At 61.6% G+C, this 22,380-nt stretch carries 16 protein-coding genes; 14 read left to right on the top strand and 2 right to left on the bottom strand.

From position 1 onward, the window contains the following. Positions 1–31 precede the first annotated feature (31 nt). The gene (locus ACZ495_RS13470; protein WP_464262412.1) at positions 32–4,294 is read right to left on the bottom strand and encodes an acyltransferase domain-containing protein; all 4,263 of its coding nucleotides are present in this window, start codon (positions 4,292–4,294) and stop codon (positions 32–34) included. On the opposite strand from ACZ495_RS13470, the gene ACZ495_RS13475 reads away from it, so the two are divergent. The 10 genes from ACZ495_RS13475 to ACZ495_RS13520 all read left to right on the top strand — a co-directional run bounded on the left by ACZ495_RS13475 (position 4,286) and on the right by ACZ495_RS13520 (position 16,428). Next, complete coding sequence (locus tag ACZ495_RS13475; RefSeq protein ID WP_464262413.1) at positions 4,286–4,516, top strand: hypothetical protein; 231 nt, start codon at positions 4,286–4,288, stop codon at positions 4,514–4,516. The genes ACZ495_RS13470 and ACZ495_RS13475 overlap by 9 nt on opposite strands. A 108-nt stretch (positions 4,517–4,624) precedes the next feature. Beyond that, positions 4,625–5,947, top strand: a complete 1,323-nt coding sequence (locus ACZ495_RS13480; protein WP_012625679.1) for an aminotransferase class I/II-fold pyridoxal phosphate-dependent enzyme — start codon at positions 4,625–4,627, stop codon at positions 5,945–5,947. 57 nt (positions 5,948–6,004) lie between these two features. Continuing rightward, positions 6,005–7,363 carry a glycosyltransferase gene (locus ACZ495_RS13485; RefSeq protein ID WP_464262414.1) on the top strand — a complete coding sequence of 453 codons (1,359 nt, stop codon included), beginning with the start codon at positions 6,005–6,007 and terminating at the stop codon, positions 7,361–7,363. Continuing rightward, entirely contained in the window at positions 7,360–8,385 is a 1,026-nt protein-coding gene (locus tag ACZ495_RS13490) for a polysaccharide deacetylase family protein (protein ID WP_296986141.1), read from the top strand. Before ACZ495_RS13485 ends, ACZ495_RS13490 begins: the two co-directional genes overlap by 4 nt. Positions 8,386–8,618: 233 nt before the next feature. Beyond that, a complete protein-coding gene (locus ACZ495_RS13495) occupies positions 8,619–10,040 on the top strand; it encodes a glycosyltransferase family 4 protein (protein ID WP_012625676.1) in 1,422 nt (473 codons plus the stop codon). Further along, on the top strand, positions 10,028–11,968 hold the full coding sequence (asnB, locus tag ACZ495_RS13500; protein ID WP_464262415.1) for an asparagine synthase (glutamine-hydrolyzing): 1,941 nt from the start codon (positions 10,028–10,030) through the stop codon (positions 11,966–11,968). The genes ACZ495_RS13495 and asnB overlap by 13 nt, the downstream gene beginning before the upstream one ends. A gap of 301 nt (positions 11,969–12,269) precedes the next feature. Further along, entirely contained in the window at positions 12,270–13,130 is an 861-nt protein-coding gene (locus ACZ495_RS13505; RefSeq protein WP_012625674.1) for a zinc metalloprotease HtpX, read from the top strand. Positions 13,131–13,189: 59 nt separating this feature from the next. Then, entirely contained in the window at positions 13,190–13,582 is a 393-nt protein-coding gene (locus ACZ495_RS13510) for a DVU_2496 family lipoprotein (RefSeq protein WP_012625673.1), read from the top strand. Positions 13,583–14,108: 526 nt separating this feature from the next. After that, on the top strand, positions 14,109–14,537 hold the full coding sequence (locus ACZ495_RS13515; RefSeq protein WP_012625672.1) for a TOBE domain-containing protein: 429 nt from the start codon (positions 14,109–14,111) through the stop codon (positions 14,535–14,537). Positions 14,538–15,219: 682 nt separating this feature from the next. Then, the gene (locus tag ACZ495_RS13520) at positions 15,220–16,428 is read left to right on the top strand and encodes an iron-containing alcohol dehydrogenase (RefSeq protein ID WP_464262416.1); all 1,209 of its coding nucleotides are present in this window, start codon (positions 15,220–15,222) and stop codon (positions 16,426–16,428) included. Between the two features lie 91 nt (positions 16,429–16,519). Here ACZ495_RS13520 and ACZ495_RS13525 read toward each other — a convergent pair whose 3' ends face one another. Then, entirely contained in the window at positions 16,520–18,508 is a 1,989-nt protein-coding gene (locus tag ACZ495_RS13525; protein WP_464262417.1) for a substrate-binding domain-containing protein, read from the bottom strand. Between the two features lie 335 nt (positions 18,509–18,843). Here ACZ495_RS13525 and ACZ495_RS13530 point away from each other — a divergent pair, with 335 nt between their 5' ends. The 4 genes from ACZ495_RS13530 (at position 18,844) to ACZ495_RS13545 (ending at position 22,168) form a co-directional block, all read left to right on the top strand. After that, a complete protein-coding gene (locus ACZ495_RS13530; protein WP_041725021.1) occupies positions 18,844–19,635 on the top strand; it encodes an HpcH/HpaI aldolase family protein in 792 nt (263 codons plus the stop codon). Positions 19,636–19,637: 2 nt separating this feature from the next. After that, positions 19,638–20,552, top strand: a complete 915-nt coding sequence (locus ACZ495_RS13535; protein WP_012625668.1) for an NAD-dependent epimerase/dehydratase family protein — start codon at positions 19,638–19,640, stop codon at positions 20,550–20,552. A gap of 117 nt (positions 20,553–20,669) precedes the next feature. Beyond that, on the top strand, positions 20,670–21,440 hold the full coding sequence (locus tag ACZ495_RS13540; protein ID WP_012625667.1) for a 3-deoxy-manno-octulosonate cytidylyltransferase: 771 nt from the start codon (positions 20,670–20,672) through the stop codon (positions 21,438–21,440). Positions 21,441–21,442: 2 nt separating this feature from the next. After that, complete coding sequence (locus tag ACZ495_RS13545; protein WP_464262418.1) at positions 21,443–22,168, top strand: acyltransferase; 726 nt, start codon at positions 21,443–21,445, stop codon at positions 22,166–22,168. The last annotated feature ends 212 nt before the right edge of the window (positions 22,169–22,380 follow it).

A 22,380-nucleotide genomic window follows, 5' to 3' on the forward strand; every position in this document is an offset into this window, starting at 1 on the left:
GTATGGTCACGGTTGTTGCGGCGGGAACGCGCTAAGGCGCGGTGGGTCCGTGGTCCCGCCGGTCAAATTCCAGATGATGAAGGGTGAGAAAGACGCGGCCGCGCTCGTCAACGGCCTGGCCGTCAAAACGCAGCAGTCGGGGATCCGACCAGGAGCGGCGCAGCACCACATGCCACGGCCCTTTGCCCCTTTCGGCCCCGAATCGGATAAAACCAGCCGCGTGCAGCCGCCAGCAGCGTACCGCATCGGCCACTGCTGTTATGCCCGCGCTGGCATGTTCAGCTTCCTGGGCTATAGACAGCCAGGCAGCCTGCACCATTCCCTCCACCACATGCAGAACATCAGCATAGCCTTTATTGCCCTCGGGGGCAATGGCCGCATGCGGCGGATTGAGGCGCGCCGCGTATCTGTGCTCTGGTAAAACCAAAAAATTTCGTAACATGCGCCAGGGCGCACCAAGGCCGGTGGCCTCATAAAAAAGTTCGGTGTCCAGACCGGGAACTGCGGCAGCGCTGTTTTTTCCGGAAATTCCGGTCTCGTGCGACCACAGGGGGGGCACCTGCCCACTGCCCGCAGCCAGTAAGGTCATGCCTCCGGCTACAGGGGTGTACTGGCCGAGATGCCTGCCGTTGGCCGTGATTTCGCGTACGGCCAGCTCGCCGCGGCACATTCTGGTCATGACGCCGTCCTGCATGAGCCAGGGTTCGGCCTCCACGGTCAGGCGGCATTCGCGTGTGATGCCGGGCGGCAACAGCGGCGGTTCATGAAAGCGCAGGTCTGAAAATCCGGTTACGGTAAGCCAGGGCAGCCACAGGCTGGAGGCTTCCAGCAGGGCCGCAAGAGCGCGGCCGGGCGGCAGCCAGGGAGTGTTTCCGTCAAGGGCATTGCCAGGCTGGCCGCCATGCAGGGCCAGATCAGTGTCGGCAAAGCGGGAGTAATGGCAGCCGCCCTGAAACAGTGTGGCCGTGCCGCGGTATGGCGGGTGCGGATCGGGAAAAACCAGGGGGTAGAAGCGTGGCCGCTCGACCATGGCCAGACTGGTGCTCGCAGAGGGATGCTCCCCCCGGCGGCCGGGTTCATCGCTGCACGGCAGGGTGGTGTGCCGCGCCCAGAATACACGCTCCGTTGTGCCACGCAGCAGTTCGCGGGCCAGCAGGTCGCCCCACTCGTTAAGCCCGGCTCGCAGGCCGCGTTCAAGCAGGCGTACGGCGCGTACGGCTACTCCCGCTTCCTGTCCCAGAGTGTCAAGGCGCTTTTCCAGCGGGCCGTCGCAATACATGTTTTCCTGCGTGGGCAGAAGCAGGCTGCACAGGCAGGCATAGCGCAAGCCATGCCCCAGGGCGGAGCGCATGGCAGCTTCCAGAACCTCCGGCATGCGGGCGGCGGCGAAACCGGCATCTGAAGAGGCCGGGCCGCGGGCTGTTCCGGCCGGCTGCGCAAGGGCGGCGGGCGCGAAGATGAGGCCGTCCACGCGGCCTTCGCGGTGGGCCAGCGCGTCAAGAACCATGCGGGCTTCTTCGGCCAGGGCCAAGGCTTCTGTGGCGCTTTGCGGCAGGCGTATACGCAGGTCAAGAGGCACAAGGCGCGAGCCGGCCTTGACCAGGGGAGCGCAGGCTTCAAGCTGCTCCTTCGGCACGGCCAGCACGCAGCCCAGCGGGGCGAGCCCGCTCATGAGCGCGGGCAAAAGATCGGGTTCAAAAAAGAGCAGGGCCAGCACGTCGCCCTTGCGTATGGGCAGTCCCTGCCCGCAGGGATCCAGCGGCAGTTGGGCAGGGGCACCTTGTGCCTGACTTCCGTCATCTTCGGCCCGGGCGCTTTCTTCCGGCTGATGCCGTAGCAAGGGCGCAAAACGGCACAGGGGCGCGCAGGCGCAGGCCTGGGCTGCACGACGGGAAGGGTTTGCGCCTGTTGATGCGCGTTCCTGCCTGCCTTCGGCAAGGGGGTGACCGCCCAGAATGCGCGCCAGATCGCCTATGGTGGAAACCTTGAGCAGGTCTTCAAAATTGACAGTGATATCCAGCGCTTTTTCCACTTCCTGGATAATGAGCGGAAAACGGCTGGAGCGCAGGGCCAGATCATAGCGCAGGTCCATTTCAGGACGCAGATCTTCCACAGGACGCCCGCTGGCGCGCGCCAGCACGTCCATGACCACGGGCAGGGCCGCGGAGGCGGAAACGGAGGCAGCCGTTGCTTCGGTTCCTGAAAGGGGAACGGACCGGCTTTCGGGCGGCAGCGCATGTTCGGCGGATGGCGTGTCTTGCGCGCCGTGCTCCACGGGGCAGGCGGCGTCAGGAGTTCCGGCGGGCACAAGGCCGCAGTGGGGCAGCGGCATGCGCGCGGCATCTGTGGCATCTTCGCCGTCATGCATGGCGGTGAAGCGCGCGCGGATGGCGCTTTCGCGCAGATGGCCGAGGGCGTAGAGCCGGGCGCACGTCTGCCGCATCCCTTCAATTTCTTTGCCCTTGCGTCCGGCCGACAGGCAGAGGGCCCGGGCTTCATTGTCTCGGGCAAGGCCGCAAAGGGTATCCTGAGGACCCAGCTCCACAAAATGGCGGATACCGTCCCTGCCCCACATGGCATGCACACACTCGGTCCAGCGAACGGAATTTTCGTCCAGGTCGGTGATGTGGCGGCAGATGGAAGGCTGGTCATCCGGGTAGAAGTCGGTGGTGATGCAGCTCAGCATGGGACTGCTGGGAGCGTGCATCTCAAGGGCATTGAGGCGGCGCAGCGAAAGATCGCGCAGTACGCGCATGCTCGGATGATGGAATGCCAGGCTTACGTTGAGCACAATGGCCGGTATGCGCCGCTTGCGCAGGTTCTTGCGGGCTTCCTGCAGGGCCTCGCGCGGGCCGCTGAGGATGAATTGCTGGGGCGTATTGTAATTGGATACATACAAGGTCGGCCAGGCGGCGCGGATTTCTTCCACGATTTCCGCGCTGGCGTGCACGGCCATCATGCCTGTCTCACGCGTGGCCGCGGCTTCCAGCTCGGCCATGTGCACTGCGCGCGTGTCCAGGATATACCAGGCCACTTCGGGCGAATAGATGCCGCTGAAGCAGAGGGCGATAAGTTCGCCCAGGCTGTGACCGCAAAAGAGCGAGGGACGCAGGCCCAAGGAGGAAAGTACGCTCCACTGCGCAAATTCGAGCATGAAAAGGTAGGGTGACTGCCAGCGGGTGAGGCTGATCTTTTCCACATCCTTTTCATCCATAAGGCCAAGCACGTCCCAGTCCGCCACGGCGGCGATGCGGTCCATGGCCGCGCGCGCCACAGGAAAACTGTCGTACAGCTCACGGCCCATGCCCGGCCAGACCGAACCAAGCCCGCAGCACATGACGGCCAGGGGCGGCGGCGTATGGGCAGGGGACAGCCACAGGCCGCGCGGCTCAAGGGCCGCAAGGGCGGCAGCATCGGGGTTGCGCGGCAGGGCGAGCAGCTCCTGCCGCCACAGGGGACTGGTGGCGCCTATGCGCCATACTGTGCCGTCCTGGGGAAGTTCCGCGTAGCGCACTCCGTCAAGAATGATCTCGCCTGGCGCGGCATGGGCGCCGGATGTGCCGGGCATGTCGGGCGCGGCAGACGTGTCTGTTTCGGGCTGCTGGCGGAGCGCGGGGGCGGCGTGCGCCGGCGCTGTTTGCTCCGGTGTGTCGCGTGCCGGGTTTTTGCGGCACGTAAGCGTGTCGCAGCAGGGCGGGGTGATTGTGGGCAGGCGCAGCAGCAGGGGTTGGCAATGCAGCCTGTTGTCCTCATCAGCCGTGAAGTCCAGCAGAAGGATGGTAGGTACGCGACCTGTCTGGGGCCATAGGGGCTGGTCTACTCCCAGAGGGCATTGTGGCGGGGCTTCGGAGGCGCTTTCGCCAGGGGCTTCCACGGCGTCGCTTCCCTGTTCCGGCATATGGCGCAAAAGTTTTTCGGCCTCCTGCACAAGGCCGGGGGCGAAGGGGTCGCACTGCAGCCGGACCGGACCGATGCGCCAGAGGTTTTGCAGGCCTTCAAGGGCCAGCGCCAGAGGCTGGGCCAACGGGGTGGGGGTTTTCTGCTCGTTCCAGCAAAGCCAGAGCATGACAGGGCCGGAATCTTCCGCATGGGTGAGCCAGTCAAAGCACTGGCGGGCCATGGTCTGGGCGCAGGCCTGCCCTGCAAGGGCAGACTGCCGGGCAGGGCCGGAATCCTCGGAGCCGGGACGTGAAAACGTTGCGCCGGGAAGCGACACAACGAGCAGCCCGCCGGAAAGAACGGCGCTTTGCGCTGTACGGTTTTTACCGTATTGAGGAGCAGGATCTTGCTGCATAAAGTTTCAAGCCTGTGGAGCGCGGTTGGTCAAAAGGGGCCGAACCGTGATCTCAGATCGGCTAAGGGCGTTATGTTAGGTTATATCGCAGTGCTTGTCCAGAAGAGCAGCGGTAAATATGCGCCGGAAATGCGCGCGGGAAACCGGCCGCAGTGCCCTGAAGTCTTGCTGGAAGCCGGTTTTGCGGTCTGCTGTGTATTTGTCATTCCGCACTTGCCATAGTTTCGCGCTTTGGCTATACTAAATCCTTACAAAGTTGCGCTCTGTGCCCGGCGGCTCGCCGCAGGGTGCGGATAGGCGCGTTTTTTGGACAAATTAAGAGGACAAGGCATGAAGAAAGACCATTCCTGTCAGGCCGGAAAAGAGGCGGCATCAACAACCGCTGCCGCTACTGAAAGCTCCGCCGGCGGTTTCAGCCGCATGCGTTCCAAGCTCGCCTTTGACCGGCTTGTGGAGATGGGAGCCAAGATGGGGATGGAGAATCCTCTTTTTCTTTGCCACGAGCGCGCGGCCAAGGCCACAACGCTCATTGAAGGCAAGGAATATCTGAACTTTTCCACCTACGATTATCTGGATATCAACGCCCATCCGGAAATAACCGAGGTCGTCACCGAGGCCGCCGCCGTGTACGGCACTTCTGCCGGAGCCAGCCGTCTTGTGGGTGGCGAGCGCCCGCCCCACCGTGCGCTGGAGCGCGCCTTCGCTGACCTGTACGGCGTGGAAGACAGTATCGTATACGTGAGCGGCCACGCCACCAACGTATCCACTCTGGGTTTTCTGCTTGGCCACCGCGACGCCATCTTTCACGACGGTCTGGCCCACAATTCGCTGATTCAGGGCGCACGCCTGTCCCATGCGGCGCGCTACTCGTATAATCACAACGACTGCGATGCCCTTGAGGAGATTCTCAAGGCCAAGCGCGCAGAGCATAAACGGGCCATTATCGTTACCGAAGGCCTGTTCAGCATGGACGGCAACATTCCCGACCTGCCCCGCATCATTCAGCTGAAAAAGCAGTACGACTGCATGCTGCTGGTGGACGAGGCGCACTCGCTGGGCGTGCTGGGCGCAACCGGGCGCGGCGCTCACGAGCACTTCGGCATTGACGCCAACGAAGTGGACATGTGGATGAGCACGCTCTCCAAGTCCATGTGCGGGTGCGGCGGTTTTATCGCCGGCCGGCATGAGCTGGTGGAATTTCTCAAGTATGGTTCGCCGGGCTTTGTGTTCAGCGTGGGTATGCCCCCGGTTATTGCCGTGGCCTGCCACAAGGCTCTGGACATCATGCTGCGCGAACCGGAACGGGTACACAAGCTGCAGCGGATTTCCAAGTTTTTTGTGGAGTATGCTTCGAGCATCGGCCTTGATACGGGCGCGGCCCAGGGCTACGCCATTGTACCTGTCATGGTGGGTGACCCCATGGTGGCGGGTTTTCTGTCCAACGCCCTGTTCAAGCGCGGCATCTACGTCATGCCCATCACCTTCCCCGCCGTCAAGGAAGGCACAGACCGGCTGCGTTTCTTCCTTTCGGCCGCCCATACGGAAGAGCATATCCGCAAGGCGCTCGATGCTGTGAAAGAAGAGATTCCCAAGGCGCAGGCCATTGTTGAAAAATACAAAAACGACCACGCCGAAGAATCCCTGGGCGAATAAAAAATAACACTCCGGCCGGGCCTTATGGCCCGGCTCTCGTTTGCTGCGGAGACCGACATGTCTTTTACCAGTGGCGATGCCACAGAAGCGGGAGCGGAACGCGGCCGGCCGGCAGCACCTCCGGCTGTCGCCTATGTGCTTCTATGGTTCCCCTTATCCTCGGAGACCTTCATATTCCGTGAGGTTGTGCAGCTCAGGCAGCGGGGCCTTCCGGTCTATGCCTACAGTATGTACGGTGAAAACCTGAAGGGCTGCAGCGAAGAGATGCGCGATTATGACGGCCCTGTGCGGCGCATGGGTTTCAGGGCTGCGGGCAGGGTTCTGGCCGCTTTCTGGCGCGCCTTGCGACAGCGGCCGGGCAAGGTGTGGGGGCTTATGCGCGAGGGGCTTTTCCGGCGCATGCGCAACCTTGAGGCCGTGGGCGAGAATACCTGGTGTTTTCTGGCGGGTTTTCTGCTGGCCGAGCAGTGTCGCCGGGACGGTGTGCAGCTTATTCATGCGGCCTGGGCCAACGGGCCTGCCACTGCCGCCTGGGTGGCCTCCCGTATGTCCGGTATTCCTTTTGCCTTTACGGGGCGTGCGGGTGATATCTATCCCGAAGACGGCCTGTTGCAGGAAAAATCGCGCGATGCGCTCTTCATCCGCACCAATAACCGCACCAACGTGCAGTGGCTGCGCAGCTTTTGCCCGCCCGAAGGCGGGGACAAGGTGCACGCCATCTATAACAGCCTCACATTCCGCCCGCGCGGGCGGTGTGCCATGCCCATGCAGCCGCCGTACCGCCTGCTGGCCGTGGGGCGCTTTGCCCGTACCAAGGGCTTTCCCGAACTGCTCACGACCATGGCCCGTCTGCGGCGTGAAAACGTGCCGGTGACCCTGACCCTTGTGGGGGACGGCAACTGGCGGCGCAAGCTGACAAAAATGCGTGATGCGCTTGGGCTTGCCGGTTTTGTGGACATGCCCGGCTTCATCCCCCACGATAAAATCTGCGACTTCATGCTGGATCACGACATGCTTGTCATGCCCAGCGTTGTGCATACCAACGGCGACCGCGACGGCATCCCCAATGTGATCATGGAGGCCCTTTCACACCGCATGCCGGTTATTGCCACCGATGTGTGCGGTATTTCCGAGGTGATCATTGATGGTGAGACCGGCCTGCTGGTGCAGCAGCGCGATCCGCGCGCTCTGGCCGGGGCCGTGCGCCGCATGCTTGCCGACAGGCAGGCTGCGCTGGATATGGCCGAAGCGGGCCGCGCCCTGGTGGAAAACCTTTTTGACCCCACCCGCAACATTACGGCCGTATACGACCTGTATGTAGCGGAATGCGCCCGCGCCGCCCGGAAACGGGACAATGGTCACGATGCAGCCGGCCGGAGCTTTGCCGTAACCGGCATGGCGGAAGAGGGCGCATGAGCCGTCCGGATCTTTATCTTGCCGTCAGCCTTGATGTGGAAGAGGAAGGGCTGTTCGGCGGGCAGTACGCCCGCCGGGGCTGTTCCACTGCCAATACGGCCAGTCTGACGCGCCTTGCCCCCTTGTGCGAACGGGGGGTGCGGCCCACACTGTTCTGTGCGCACAGTGTGCTGGCCGATGCGGCTTCCCGCAGCGCTCTGGCTCATGCCCGCGACAGGTACGGGGCGGAAATCGGCGCGCATCTGCACCACTGGAACACGCCGCCTCTGACCCTTGACGGACCCGAGGCCGACGCCGCCCTTGCCGACAATGCCGCCAGTGTACCCGCGGCCGCAGTTCCCGGCCCTCTCATGGCTGCCAAGCTTGCAAGCCTCATGGCCGCCGGCCGGGATTTTCAGGGCGCAGCGCTGACATCGTTTCGTATGGGGCGCTGGGACCTGCACCGCGCCCTCTGGCCGTTGCTGGCTGAAGCCGGTATCCTGGTGGATGCCTCGGTGCGTCCGCTGCATTGCGGGGCCACACCGCAGGCCGGGCCGGACCATTTTAGCGCACCGCGCGATCCGTACTGGGTATCCATGCCGGAGGGCCGGATTTTTGAAGTTCCCCTCAGCGTAACCCCGCTTTTGCCGTGCCTGCCCCGCCTGCTGGGCCGCGCTGCGCCGCGCCTGCGTCCCGGATTCAAAAACTGGGGCGCCCTGAGTCTTTTGCCCGTCTATCATCCCTTGTGGGCCATGCAGGCCATAACCAGGCTGTTTGTGGCACGGGGCGGCCGGGTGTTGTCCCTTACGTGGCACTCTTCAGAAATGATGCCGGGCGGCGCGCCGCATCTGCCCGATGCCGCCGCTGTGGACAGGCTTATGGGCAAAATACTGGCCTGGACAGACTGGCTCATGGCCCGCTGGAACGTGCGTTGCCTGACGATGGCACAGCTGCGCGAAACCCTGGGGCCAGTTGCTCCGGACAGCAGCAGTCTGCACCGGGCCGCAGACGGCAGTCCAAATGACTGGGCCTGCTTTTCATAAACTGTTGCGGGCAGGAAAATGTTCACGCACAGTTGCCATACAACGGAACAGCGCTGCCATGCTGTGCGTTTCAATGGCGTATTCCATTTTTCAGGTGGCTCCCGGCGGAATCAACGCCGCCTCGCGGCGCGTTGCATCATGTGCGGCCTTAGGGCATTTTGTCTTTGAAACAAAGCGCATGCCCTGGAATACAACCTGTGGATTTGCCCCTTGCAGACGCTCAGGAGCAAGTAATGACAAAAGACACGACAAGCGGAAAACCCACCTCGCCGCCATTTGCGCCCGGCCTGCCCCATGTGGCCTGTGTGCTGCTCTGGTACCCACTTTTCACCCAGCCTTTTATATTCCGTGAAGTGCAGGGCCTGCGTCAGCGCCTCCCCGTTTCGGTTTACAGCCTGTATGGTCCCAACCTGCGCCACTGTTCTACGGAAATGCGCAGTGCGGCGCGAGAAACCATCACTATGGGTACGCGTGCGCTACCGGCCATACTGGGTGAACTGCTACGCCAGATGGTCGCACATCCCTTGCGGCTGGGGCGGCTTTTCAGGCGCACCATGTTCCGCCGCTGGCGCTGCATTGAAACCCTGGGTGAAAATCTCTGGGCTTTTTGCGCCGGCGTCTATCTGGCTCGCCGTTTCAAGGAGGCAGGCATAGACATGATTTATGCCCCCTGGCCGCGCGGTACAGCCACTGCCGCCTGGGTGGCCGGGAGCCTTGCCGGACTGCCCTTTGCCACCTGCGCGCGGGGCGACAACCTTGAGCCTGCCGACCCGGACCTTGGTGACAAGCTGGAGGCTGCCTTTCTTGTGCGCGCCAACAATGCCGCCGATAAGGGGCGTATTGAGAATTTCGACAGGGGACAGGCCAAGGGCAAGGTGGAACTGGTCTATAACGGCCTGACCCTGCCGCCACCCCCCGGCAGGAGCGGATCGGCCGCTGAGGATGCGTCTGCGGCCACCCCCGTACGCGACGGTGTGCACGGTTATGCCTGCGCGATGCCGCATCTGGAAGAAGCCCGGCCTTCAGCCGTACCCGAACCCATGACGCGGCCTGTGCGTTTGCTGGCCCTGGGTCGTTTTGACGTTACCAAGGGTTTTGACGTACTGCTCCGTGCCTGCGGCATTCTGCGCCGGCAGGGGCTGGACTTCAGGCTGACGCTGGCGGGCGGCGGCGGCAAGGCCATGGGCCTTGGCTGCATGCAGGCAGAACTGATGCGTCTGTACAAGGAGCTGAAACTGGAAGGGTATGTGACCATGCCCGGTCTGATCTCGCATAACGAACTGCCCCGGCTTCTTGGTGAGCATGATATTTTTGCCGCTCCCTGCGTAGTGCACGCCTCGGGCCGCCGCGACGGCATCCCCAATACGGTTATCGAGGCGCTGGCCTACGGCTTGCCCGTGGTCAGCACCACGGTCAACGCCCTGCCCGAGGTGGTACGGCACGGCAAAACAGGTCTGGCCGTGCCTCCGGGAGATGCCGAAGCCCTGGCCGAAGCCATTGCCCTGCTTGCCGGAGACACGGCCCTGGCGGCGCACCTGGCCCGCAACGGCCGGTTGCTGGCAGCCCATATGTTTGATCCTGAAGCCAACAATGATCGTTTGGCCCGCATATTTACCAATAATTACAAATGCTGGAAAGAATCATGTGTGGAATAGCCGGTATCTGCCGATTGGACGCTTCGCCCCTTGATCCCCAGGCCCGCCACTGGGTGCAGGCCATGACCGACCGCATCGCCCACCGGGGACCGGATGGCGAAGGGCAGTGGCTGAACGGCCCGGTCTGCCTTGGGCACAGGCGGCTCTCCATTATTGACCTCGGCACGGGCGGTCAGCCCATGCACAGTGTTGATGGGCGTTATACCATCGTCTTCAATGGTGAAATATACAATTTTGCGGAACTGAAAGAAGAGCTTTCCAGCGCCGGGGCGTGCTTTCAGACCAGTTCGGATACAGAGGTCATCCTTGAGGGCTACCGCCAGTGGGGCGTGGACTGCCTTGCCCGTTTTAACGGCATGTTTGCCTTTGCCCTGTGGGATGCTGTGGAGCAGCGCCTTTTTTGCGCGCGTGATCCTTTCGGCAAGAAGCCCTTTTTTTATACGGTGCAGCAGGGCAGGCTGCATTTCGCCTCGGAGCTGACGGCCCTTGAGCAACTGCGCGGCCGGGGCGCCGGGCTGAACCTGACCCTGCGGCCCGAAGCCGTCATGCGCTATCTGGCCTATGAATATGTGCCGACCCCGCAGACGGTGTATGGTGAGGTGGAAAGCCTGCCCCCGGCGCACTGGCTTGTGCTTGAAGGCGGAAGCCTGCGCACCGGCCGTTACTGGGACATGCCCGTGCCGGACGAAAACGACCGCCGCAGCACCGATGAACTTTGCGAAGAGCTGCGGGTTCTGCTGGCCCGGGCCGTGCGCCGCCGTATGGTCAGCGATGTGCCGCTGGGCGTTTTTCTTTCGGGCGGCATTGACTCGTCCATTGTGGCAGGGCTGATGGCCCGGCAGTCGTCCTCGCCGGTAAAGACCTTTTCCATAGGCTTTACCGAGGCCAGCTACGACGAGTCCCGCTATGCCCGTATTGTTGCCGGGACCTTCGGCACGGACCACCACGAGCGCGTACTTTCGGCAGAAGAATGCGCCGACAATCTGCCCGGCATCATCAGCAAAATGGACGTACCCATGGCGGACGCTTCGGTTGCGCCCACCTGGCTGCTTTCGGGCGTGACCCGCGAAAAGGTCACTGTGGCGCTCGGGGGCGATGGCGCGGACGAACTGTGGGCCGGGTATGAGCACTATATCGGCTTTAAGGTGGCGGAGTGGTATAACGCTTTGCCCGCCGTGCTGCGGCGCAAGGTTGTGGAGCCTCTGGCCCGCCGCCTGCCGTCGTCCGCCGGATATATCAATCCGCGCCTTGCGGTAGCCACGTTTTTGCGCGCCGCGCAGGCTCCGGCCTGGCAGCGGGTGCAGACCATGCTGACGGCCTTTACGCCCGACATGCAGGCGGAGATATTGTCCGGCTCCTTCAGGGCGCAGGCTCCGGGATTTCTTGCGCCGGAACGCCTGTTTGCGCCCACGTGCGAACAGTATGAGCACTGGCCCCATAACACGGCCGCGCCGCTGGCGAGAGCCTTTCATGTGTACGTGCGCCAGTTCATGCTGGATGACATTCTGGTCAAGGTAGACCGTTGCTCCATGCTGCACAGCCTTGAGGTGCGCGCACCGTTTCTGGACAGGGATGTGGCCGAATTCGCCGCCCGTCTGCCTGTGGACCGCAAACTGCACGGCTTCAAGCGCAAGTGGCTGCTCAAGCGGGCGTTTGCCGACCTGTTGCCCAGAGAGATACTGTATCGCAACAAGCGGGGTTTTCAGATTCCCGTTGCTGAATGGCTGCGCGGACGCATGCGGCCGCTTGTGGAAGACCTGCTCAGCGCAGACAGCCTCAGGGTGCAGGGTATTTTTGACCCTGCCGCCGTGCGCGCCCTTGTGGACGAACATGTTTCGGGCAGGGCGGACCTGCGCAAGCCGCTCTGGACCCTGCTGGTCTTCCAGCTCTGGTGGCAGGCGCGCAACGGAAGCGGAACAGGTATATAGACAGCCGCCATTGGAAATGCTTTCATCATCGTTGCCGGGCCGCCTGCCCGGCGGCAATAGAAGGGCTGCCGGGGAGTGCCCCCCGCCGGGGCCGCGCGGCGTTTTTTATTTCCGCGGTATCCGGTTGCCTGGCAGTTGCGCGGTCAGTGCGGTCCCTGCTGCCTTTTTCGTGGTGCCTCTTCTTGCCAGCCGTGCCCCGATGCTTATATGCTGTCAGGGCGTTTCAGCGCGCGGCATGAGGATTTTCCGGCAATACACCGTGAAACGCGTTTGTATAATTTCCGCAAGGTGAGGAGTTTGCATGACCAGCCAGATCAAGACCGTTCTTCTTCTGGGTTTGCTTTCGGGGATCATCATTGTGCTTGGCGGCCTGCTGGGCGGGCGCACGGGCATCATCATCGCTTTTGGCATGGCCCTGATCATGAACGTGGGCAGTTACTGGTACTCGGACAAGATCGTGCTATCCATGTACCGTGCGCGTGAACTCGCGCCGGAGGAAGCCCCATACCTGCACAGGATCGTCGAAGAGCTGTCGCACAATGCGGGCATTCCCAAGCCCCGCGTCTGCGTGGTTCCCGAAGAGGCCCCCAATGCTTTCGCCACGGGGCGTAATCCTGAAAATGCCGTGGTTGCCGTTACAGAAGGGCTTATGCGCCTGTTGCCGCCCGAAGAGCTGCGCGGCGTGGTAGCGCATGAAATCGGGCATATCGTCAACCGCGACATACTTATCCAGACCATTGCCGGGGTGATGGCTTCCGCCATTGTGACCATGGCGAATATTTTTCAGTTTACGGCCATTTTCGGCGGCAACCGCGACAGCGAGGGTAACGGCGTCAACCCCATCGCGGCGCTGGTGATGGCCCTGCTGGCCCCTATGGCTGCAGGTCTGGTGCAGATGGCCATTTCGCGCTCGCGCGAATATCTGGCCGACGATACCGGGGCGGAGCTTTGCGGGCAGCCCCTGGCCCTGGCAGGCGCCCTTGCCAAACTGGGCGCGGCCAGCGGGCGCATACCCATGCGTGAAGGCAATCCCAGCACCGAGCAGATGTTCATTGTGTCCCCCATGTTTGCCCATGGCAGCATGGCCAATCTTTTCAGCACACATCCGCCTCTGGAAGAGCGTATCCGCAGGCTTCAGGCCATGGCTGCTTCCCGGCGCTGACAGTCCGTCCAAAGGCGGCATATAACCGGGCGCGAGCGCCCGTCATACTGAGGTAGACAATGCAAGCACGCCTTTTGCTGGTTACACTGTTGGCCCTGCCCCTGCTGGCCTGCGTCAAGGCTGGCCCGGCGCCCGAGCCGGAGCAGGAATTCCAGGCAGAGCCTTGCCCCTTTGTCTATGTTTTTGCTCCGGGCAATTACATTGTAGACATTGCAAGCGGCTCGCAGGTGGTGCTTGACCCCGGAGTACAGGAGTTTGAGCTTTTCTGTTCGCCCGGCGCGGCCCGTACCGCCATCAATGAGGGCATGGAAAAGGGTGCGCTGCCCGAAGGTGACTGGCGCATCTACCGGCTGGACGGCACGCTGGAAGATCTGGCCCAGAAAAATCCGCATCAGCGTTATACGCTCAAGCGCATGGCTCAGGTGGTGGACTGGGTAACGGAAAATATTTAGGTCGGACCAGAGGCATGCTGCGCTCCTGCATGAACGCCGGCCGTGCTGGCTGAAGCCGCTCTTGCGATCTGCACGGGCAATATTTTTAGCGGTCGGCCATGTGAGCAGAAGCCGTAAATGATGAAAGGCCGGTCCCTGGACCGGCTTTTCCTGTATGGATTCCTGTGGTTTTTTGGGGCGTGCCGTATTGCGACCATCCCCGCTGGCTTGCAAAGAGTTCGCGCCGTGCGTGAGAGGCGAAGCGCGGCAGCCATCTCCGCCGCATGTCGTCTGCCAATGGCAGAAATTGCGCGGCGGTGTGATGTGTGTCTGCTTCCGCAGCCGGAGAATCTTTTTATTTTTTGTCGTTTCAGGAATGATTCCTGTTCGTGTGGATCTAACTGGCGGTCATTGCAGCCTTTGTTGCAGTTTATGCTGTTCAGCGTGTCATGGTGGCGCTGTGTGTTGTCCTGCTCTATACTGGCAACATGTAAAACATGCTTTTGCCCGTCACGGGTGAAAGAGTACCCCATACGAGGATAAAACTATGGAAACCAGCGCGAGAAATGTTTTCAAAGGTAAAGTGGTGGCGGTGCGTTCCGGTGCTGTCAATGACGAAGTGGAGCTGGCCGTTGACGGCGGGCTTACCATCGTGGCTTCCATTACCCAGGTGAGCACCCGCAAGCTTGGACTCAAGCCCGGTGTTGAAGCGATGGCCCTGATCAAGGCGAGCTTTGTGCTGCTGATGAATGACGCCGAAAATTATCTTCTTTCCACCCGCAACCAGTTTCCGGGTACTGTCAGCAAGGTCACGCCCGGTGCGGTCAACGCCGAAGTGCAGGTAGACCTGCCCGGCGGCGCGGGCATTACGTCCATTGTGACCATGGGCAGTGTGGAAAAGCTGGCCCTGGCCGCCGGGAAAAAAGTGACGGCCATTGTGAAGGCTTCGCAGGTTATTCTGGCCGTGCCCAAATAGCCCTGTTTTTATTGTGCGCAATCTGCTGCCCGCATGTTCATGTGAACGCACAGGCAACTGGCGCAGAAAGGCCCGGAGCATGAAAGGCTCCGGGCCTTGTGTATTTCGCAGGCACAGGCTGTTGGCTCCTGGGGTGTCCATGCCGTCCCGCCGGGCCGGTCTGTGGGCAAGCTGCGGGCGGGCGGGGGGATGTGCCGGAAATGCGGCGTATGTGGCCGGCGGGGCAAATGTTGCTGTTCCGACGAACGCAGGAGAGTGGGAAGAGGGCGTGCTGCGCGGGTATTCCGGGAGCAGGCGGGTGCGGCAGATTGTGCGGGGCTGGCTGATCCGGCTTTTTGGAGGGCAGGATATGGCCGGGGCATGGGGCTTGTTGGCGGCGTAGCGGGATACGCGTTTTTTGAATATTGTTCTGGAGAATTTGGCGCAGATTTTGCCGCACGGCGCGCAGAAAAAAAGGTCGAGAAAAAAAGATGATACGGGGCAGGGAGTTGGCGTAAAAAAGTTCATCAAAAGATTACAAAAAATGCATAATCTTTATATTTACACTGTTGTGAATTTTTTATCAATAGGATTATTTGCGCGAAAATTATGTGAAAAATTGCGCAGCTCCTTGACCTAAGCTTATATTCGTTCTAGCTTGATGCAGCGCAATAAAAGCCCAGCGTGATCGCGGGAGGTTGCCATGTGGGATGACTGCTGCGATTACAATATGGTTCGCGAAGTACGGGTAAAAGGCATTGCTTACCTCGGTGTGGGAGCCATAGACAAGATAGACCCCATCCTGGGCAGGTTGAAAAGCGAAGGGATAACAGCAGTTCTTTGTGTTTGCGGCGGGCATGCCTACCGTGCTTCGGGCGCGTGGGATAAAGCCGAGGCCGCCGCCCTCAGGCACGGCATTGTGCTGGCCCTGTACAACAGGGTTACCCCCAGCCCCACCACAGATACTGTGGATGACGCCGCAGCCCTTGGGCGGGCCATCAATGCCGGAGCGGTGCTTGCCATAGGCGGGGGCAGCCCTCTGGACTGTGGCAAGAGTGCGGCCATACTGCTGGCCAATCCTGGTAAAAGCGCTGAAGATCTTTTTTGTTTTCGCTTCACGCCCCAGAAGGCCCTTCCTCTAGTTGCCGTCAATCTCACCCACGGCACGGGCAGTGAAGTAAACCGTTTTGCCGTGGTCACCGTATCGGGGCGCAGCCACAGGTCCATTGTGGGGCATGACTGCATGTACCCCCGGTACGCCATTGACGACCCCGCCCTTATGACCGGGCTTTCGGCAGAGCAGAGCCGCTATGTGTCCATAAATGCGTTCTGCAGGGTTGTGGAAGCTGCCACAGCCACGGCAGCCAACCCCCTGGCGGTTACGCTGGCCCGCGAAACCGTGCGCCTGGTTCATCACTGGTTGCCGGTGGCGCTGGATGAGCCGGAAAATCTCAAGGCCCGTTACGGGCTGTGCCTGGCAGCCCTTCAGGCCGGGGTGGCTTTTGACAACAGCCATCTGCACCTGGCGCACGCGCTGGAGCAGCCTTTGGGCCGCTTGCGAAATCTGCCTCACGGCATGCGTCTGGCCATTCTGCTGCCTGCTGTGATTGGCGCATGTTACGCCGCCAAGCCCGATGTGCTGGCGCATGTGCTTGGGCCGGTGGCCCCGGGCCTGCGGGGCATGCCCGAAGAAGCTGACCAAGCGGCGCGGGCTGTGGAACGCTGGATATTCAGCTTGGGCATAACGCAAAAACTCCTGGACTTGGGAGTCCAGGAGTTCGATGTGGAAGAGTTTTGCAACTTCGTCGAGCAGACGCCTTCGCTGGGTCTTCTGCTCTCGGTAGCGCCGGTCAGTGTTTCCCGCCAGCTTGTGGCAAGAATTTACACTGAATCGTTGCGCCCCATGATGTGAAATTGCCCATCCTCCTCCAGGGCCGGACTGATCTGCCGCAGTCCGGTCCATACCCAGCCCCTCCGTTTGCCGACGGCGGGGCTTTTTCTTATCACGCCCCAAGGCGGACGCCAAGCTCAAGTTTTTGCCCGGTCAGACGGGTGTTGTAGCCGCCAAGGGCCTCAAGGCGTTTTTTGAATTCCGGTTTCTGCAGCAGGCTTTCTACACTGACCACTCGGGGATCCTCCCTGAATGCTTCGGGAACGGCAAGGTCCCAGCGCTCGCCCGCCAGGGGTATAAAATCCAGTCCCACGGCTCTGGCTGCGGCCGCCACGCCGGGACCACAGTCGGCCTTTCCCGTAAGTACGGCGGCGGCTACGGCAAGCTGGCTTTCCACCTCATTTTCATAGCCCGGAACATCCTGCGGGGTCATGCCGGCATGGCGCAAAAGGGCGTCAAACTGCATGCGGGTGCTTGAACCTGCCTGACGGTTAACGCAGCGCAGCTTCATGTTTTTAATGTCGGCCACGCTTTTGAGTCCGCGTGGATTGCCCGCAGGAACCACCAGCCCGACCTGACGGATAACCAGATTGATCAGGGCAATCTTGCCCTCGGGCCAGTGCTGTTGCACAAAGACGAAGTTGAAGCCGCCCTTGTCGTCGTCAGCCATATGCAGCACGGCCATATGGCAGTGCCGGTTTTTCAGGGCCTGTACGGCATCGGCGGCATCCGCGCCCGCGCAGACAAGATGCACGGCGTGCGGCAGGCGCAATAACCCGTCGGCGAGCAGGTCCAGCGCCACATCATCGCCCCCGGCGCAGAACAGCGTGTTGTACAGGCTGTCGGCCGGGCGCAGGGGCCGGGCGCGCACCGTGCTGCCAAGGGCTATACCCTTGCCGCTGGCCGTGATGTGGGCAAGCGCCTGAGTCCGGACCGCGCTTTTATGCCCCTCGCCCATTCGCAGGGGCATGGCTACCGTCTTTTCCGCGACCCGCGCCAGGGCCAGGGGGGCAAAAACATCAAGGCCGGGGTGCGCGGGCAGACTGGCCGCCAGCTCCGCCGTCAGCTTTCCGGCAGCATCGGCATCGCCGGCAAGTGTTTTGGCATAACACAGGCCCGGGCGACGCGACATGAGCAGCAGGGCCGGGGCCACCAATGCGTCAAAAGCCGTGAGACTGCCTGCGGGCGAGCACGGCAGGCAAAAGACAGGCCTGCCTTCATATACGGCCGTCATGGCCGGTGCCCCGGGCAGCAGGCCGATGGCGGGGGCCACAATTCTTCCTTCACGTTCCATCAGGTCGCGTACGGCCGTCAGGGCGTCATCACCTGTGGCGCACAACAGCAGGACGTGGGCCCCGGCCTTCAGGGCGGACTGCAAAAAATCACGCACAGCACCGGCATCGGCGGGCAGGCAGGGCGCTGTTTGCACGTGACAGTCAATATCCTGAGCCAGGGCTGCCAGGGCCGGGATGATGCCGTCCGCAGCGGCAGTTACGGCAGGCCCGTTTTTTTCGGGCGTTGGGGCAGGGTCAGCCACAGCCGCGAGGTGCAGTTGCAGGCGGTCCCACACCTGAACTTCGGTAACTCCCGCCGCCAGCAGCGCGCCCATATCCGCGGGGCGGAGGATGTGATTGCGCGGGAAGAGGGTTTCTCCTGCCGCCATGTCCGCTCCGGCTCTGCGCACATGCAGCCACGGCAGCATGGGGGCCGTAATACTGACGCCGCCCTTGCCGTCCACTGCAGCGTGAACCGGCAGGGCCACGGCATCGCAGCCCGGGGGAAGAATCTCGCCGGGCCGGACGGCAAAGCAGTTTTTTCCCGCCTGCAGCAGAGCGGGATTGTTGCTGTCGGCGGTATAGGTGTCCGCAGCCCTGAGAGCATATCCCTTCGCGGCGGCCAGGGGCGAAGGAGGAACGTCGGCGGCCGCAATGACAAATTCACTCAACACGCGCCCGTCGGCAGCTTGTGTCGGGCAGGATACAGGCTGCGGCAGCCGGTTCTGGCCGTCAGCGGCGCGGGCCGTGTCCAGGGCGCCGAGCAGCTTGTCGAGCGCGTCGCCCAACGGCACGGTTTGCGTGTAGATATTGCTTTGGGGAGCCATATATCCTCCTTGCGGGCAATCTTGCCTTGAAGTTGCTCTGGCGGCCGCAGGGGCGGGCGCCCGCCGGAAAGGCGTACGCGGCAGGTTCGCGGCCAATCGCCGGAGCGCATCCGGCTGCGTTGAAACAGGGCTGCAAATCCGGCCTGCCACGGAAAGGTGGGCCGGGGCAGACGAGATCGCATATGTCCACACTGCAAACATACATGTTCCGGCGTTACTTGCAAATATGGGAGGGCCGGAGCAGACCCCTCTGGGCTGTATTGCGTGCCGCTGCGGCTGGGCGTATACTGGTGGTTCGGATGTAACCTCAACCCTGCGGCGGCATGCCGTTTGATATGACCGTACATGAAATACGCGCGCTTCTGGCTGCGGACAAAGCCACAGTAGGTACATGGCTGCAGCTGCCTTCTGCGGATGTGGCGGAGCTTATGGCTCGCGCGGGCTATGACTGGGTGGCTGTGGATATGGAACACGGCTCCTTTGGCCGCACCGGGCTGCCGGACATCTTCCGGGCCATCGAATGCGGTGGGGCTGCACCCTTTGCCCGCCTGCCCGAAGCCGGGAAAACCCAGATCAAGTCCGCTCTGGAGGCGGGTGCTCAAGGGCTGATTTTTCCCATGATTGAAAGCCGTGAGCAACTGGACCGCGCCATTGACTGGGCCGTTTATCCCGGCCAGGACCATTGGCGTTCCGCCGGAGAAACCGCCGGTGAATACAGGGGAGTGGGCTTCTGCCGGGCCAATGCATTCGGCAAATGCTTTGACGAGTATCGCGGCTCCCTCGCGCCCGAAATATTTCTTGTGGCGCAGATAGAGCATATCCGCGCTGTGGAAAACCTGGATGCCATCCTGTCGCATCCGCGCCTGGACGCCATAATGGTCGGTCCATACGACCTTTCCGGCTCCATGGGGCTTACGGGGCAGTTTGACCATAAGGACTTCAAGGCGGCTATGGAGCGCATCGCGGCCGCCTGTGCGCGCCACAAGGCCCGCATGGGACTGCATATCGTGCAGCCCGACCCGGTTGAACTCGGGCGGCAGATCGCGGCAGGCAGCCGTTTTATTGCCTACGGCATTGATTCCGTCTTTCTCTGGCATGCTGCTGAGCGGCCGGATCAGGGAGAATAACTGTGAAAATAACCGTTTTTGGCGGATCCGGCTTTCTGGGTTCGCATATTTGCGACAAGCTTTCTGATGCCGGGCATGCTGTCACAATTGTTGATCTGCATCCCTCTCCCTGGCTGCGACCTGATCAGGCCATGCTCACGGGCAATATTCTTGAAGAAGAAACCGTGCGCAGGGCTGTGGAAGGCGCAGACATGGTGTTCAACTACGCGGGTATAGCCGACATCGGCGAAGCCAATAACCGCCCGGTGGACACAGCGCGCATCAATGTGCTCGGCAACGTCATGATTCTCGAAGCCTGCCGTCAGGCCGGGGTACAGCGCTATGTCTTTGCCAGTTCCCTGTACGTGTACGGCAAGTCGGGCGGTTTTTATCGTTGCAGCAAGCAGGCGTGCGAGCTGTATATTGAAAATTATCAGGCCATGCACAACCTGCCTTACACCATACTGCGGTACGGTTCGCTGTACGGTCCCCGGTCAGACCGGCGTAACGCCATCAACCGCTTTGTGTACGAAGCTCTTTCCACAGGCGGTATTACCTATTATGGCGCGCCTACGGCCCTGCGCGAATATGTGCATGTGGATGATGCCAGCGCCGCCACCCTGGCCGTGCTGGCTCCGGAATTTGAAAACCAGAACATCATCATTTCCGGCAACCAGCCCATGCGGGTCGGCGACCTGTTCAAGATGATCGGTGAAATGCTGGGCAAGGAACTGGTCATCAATTACCAGAACGACCCCAACAGCGGGCATTATCAGGTAACGCCCTATGCCTTCATGCCCAAGGTGGGGCGCAAGCTGGTGCCGCCGCTTACCGTGGACCTCGGGCAGGGCATCCTGCGCGTTATGGAAGAAGAGCATAAGGAAATGCATCCGGATCTGGAGTCAGAGGGCGGCTATCTCGTGGCTACAGACGACTAGGCGCTGTTTGCGCACGGCTTTTTTCTTTCGTTCGTACAGGCTTTCTCGCCAAAACGCCTGTACGGTGAGCCATGCTGAAAATATTTCTGAAATTTTGAGGCCATAAGGAGCCGCTGTATGAACATTATTGCCATTATTCCCGCGCGTATGGGGTCCAGCCGTTATCCCGGCAAGCCGCTTGCCCTCATCCACAACGTACCCATGGTGGGCCATGTGGCCTTTCGCACGGGCATGAGCAAAACGCTTTCTTCCACCTATGTGGCCACCTGCGATGAAATTATAGAAAATTACTGCAAGGATGCGGGCCTGCCCTGCGTCATGACCGGCGATCATCATGTGCGCTGTTCTACGCGCACGGCCGAAGCCCTGCTCAAGATCGAGGCCGCCACCGGCAAAAAGGCCGATATTGTTGTTATGGTGCAGGGCGATGAGCCTATGGTGCGGCCCGAGATGATCGACGCCGCCGTGGCCCCCATGCTGGCTGATCCGTCCATCAACGTGACCAACCTCATGGCTGATATGGATACCCTTGAAGAATTTGAAGACCCCAATGAAGTCAAGGTGGTGGTGGACAAGTTCAACGATGCCCTCTACTTCTCGCGCGAGCCGATTCCTTCGCGCAAAAAGGGATCGGACAAGGTGCCCATGCGCAAACAGGTCTGCATCATTCCTTTTCGCCGCGACTATCTGCTGCGCTTTAACGAAATGGAAGAAAGCCCCCTGGAGATCTACGAATCCGTGGACATGATGCGTATCCTTGAATACGGCGAAAAGGTGCGTATGGTTCCCACGGCCAGCCGCACCTGGAGCGTGGACACGCCCGAGGACCTCGTGCGCGTTTGCCGCCTTATGGAAGGTGACGACCTTATGAAGGAATATAGCAAATAATCATGGCTGCGCTCGAAAAAACGGGCATGACGCAAGAAGCGGGGCAGGCCGGACAGGCCGGCCCTGCTGTACCCTCCGAATCCGCCGGTACCGCAGCGCCGGAACATGGCGCTCCGGGCTGGCGCCGCCGTCTCGGGGCTGCGCTGGAAGAGCTGTGGATAGCCCTGCTCGGCTGGATACCCACGCCCGTGGGGCTGGCCCTGCGGCTTGCAGGCTGGCGCTGGCTTTTTGCCCGTTGCGGCTCGGTGCGCTTCAGCACGGGGCTGAGCCTTGCAGGCTGCCGGGGTATGTGCCTGGGCAGCAACGTACGCCTTGGGCGCGGCTGCTTTATCACTGCCACAGACGGCGAACTGGTGCTGCACGACAACGTGGCCCTGTCGCCCTATGTGCATGTGGGGGCCGATGCGGGCCGCATTGAAATCGGCGCGCACACGGCCGTGGGACCGGGAACGGTCATACGCGCGGCCAATCACTGCATAGCCCGTCAGGATGTGCCCATGATGCATCAGGGGCACGTGCCGGGCGAGATCATTATTGAAGAAGACGTATGGATAGGGGCCAATTGCGTCATTACGCCCGATGTGCGCATCGGGCGCGGTGCGGTGGTGGGAGCGGGGGCCGTGGTTACCCGCAATGTGGCCCCCTTCAGCATAGTGGGCGGGGTTCCGGCCCGTGTCATCGGCATGCGCGGGCAGAGCGGACAACCTGTGGGCGGCCAGATCGCGTAAGGGCTGTTGCCGCCAAGTCCCTTTGTGCGGGCGCTTCGTCAAAAGATAGTTTTGGCCGTTAAGGCATGGCACAAGTACCTTTCTATAAAAAAGCCCTATTCCCCGGAGTTGCACCAATGGGATTAGTGAATACCTTGTAAGAAAGTACAAAAGCTCTTGCAGAAAACAGGCGCAGACACATCCGGCCTGCCGGGAAAAGATCACTTCAGGGC

The sequence above is a fragment of the Desulfovibrio sp. GTC20076 genome (genome assembly GCF_055385905.1).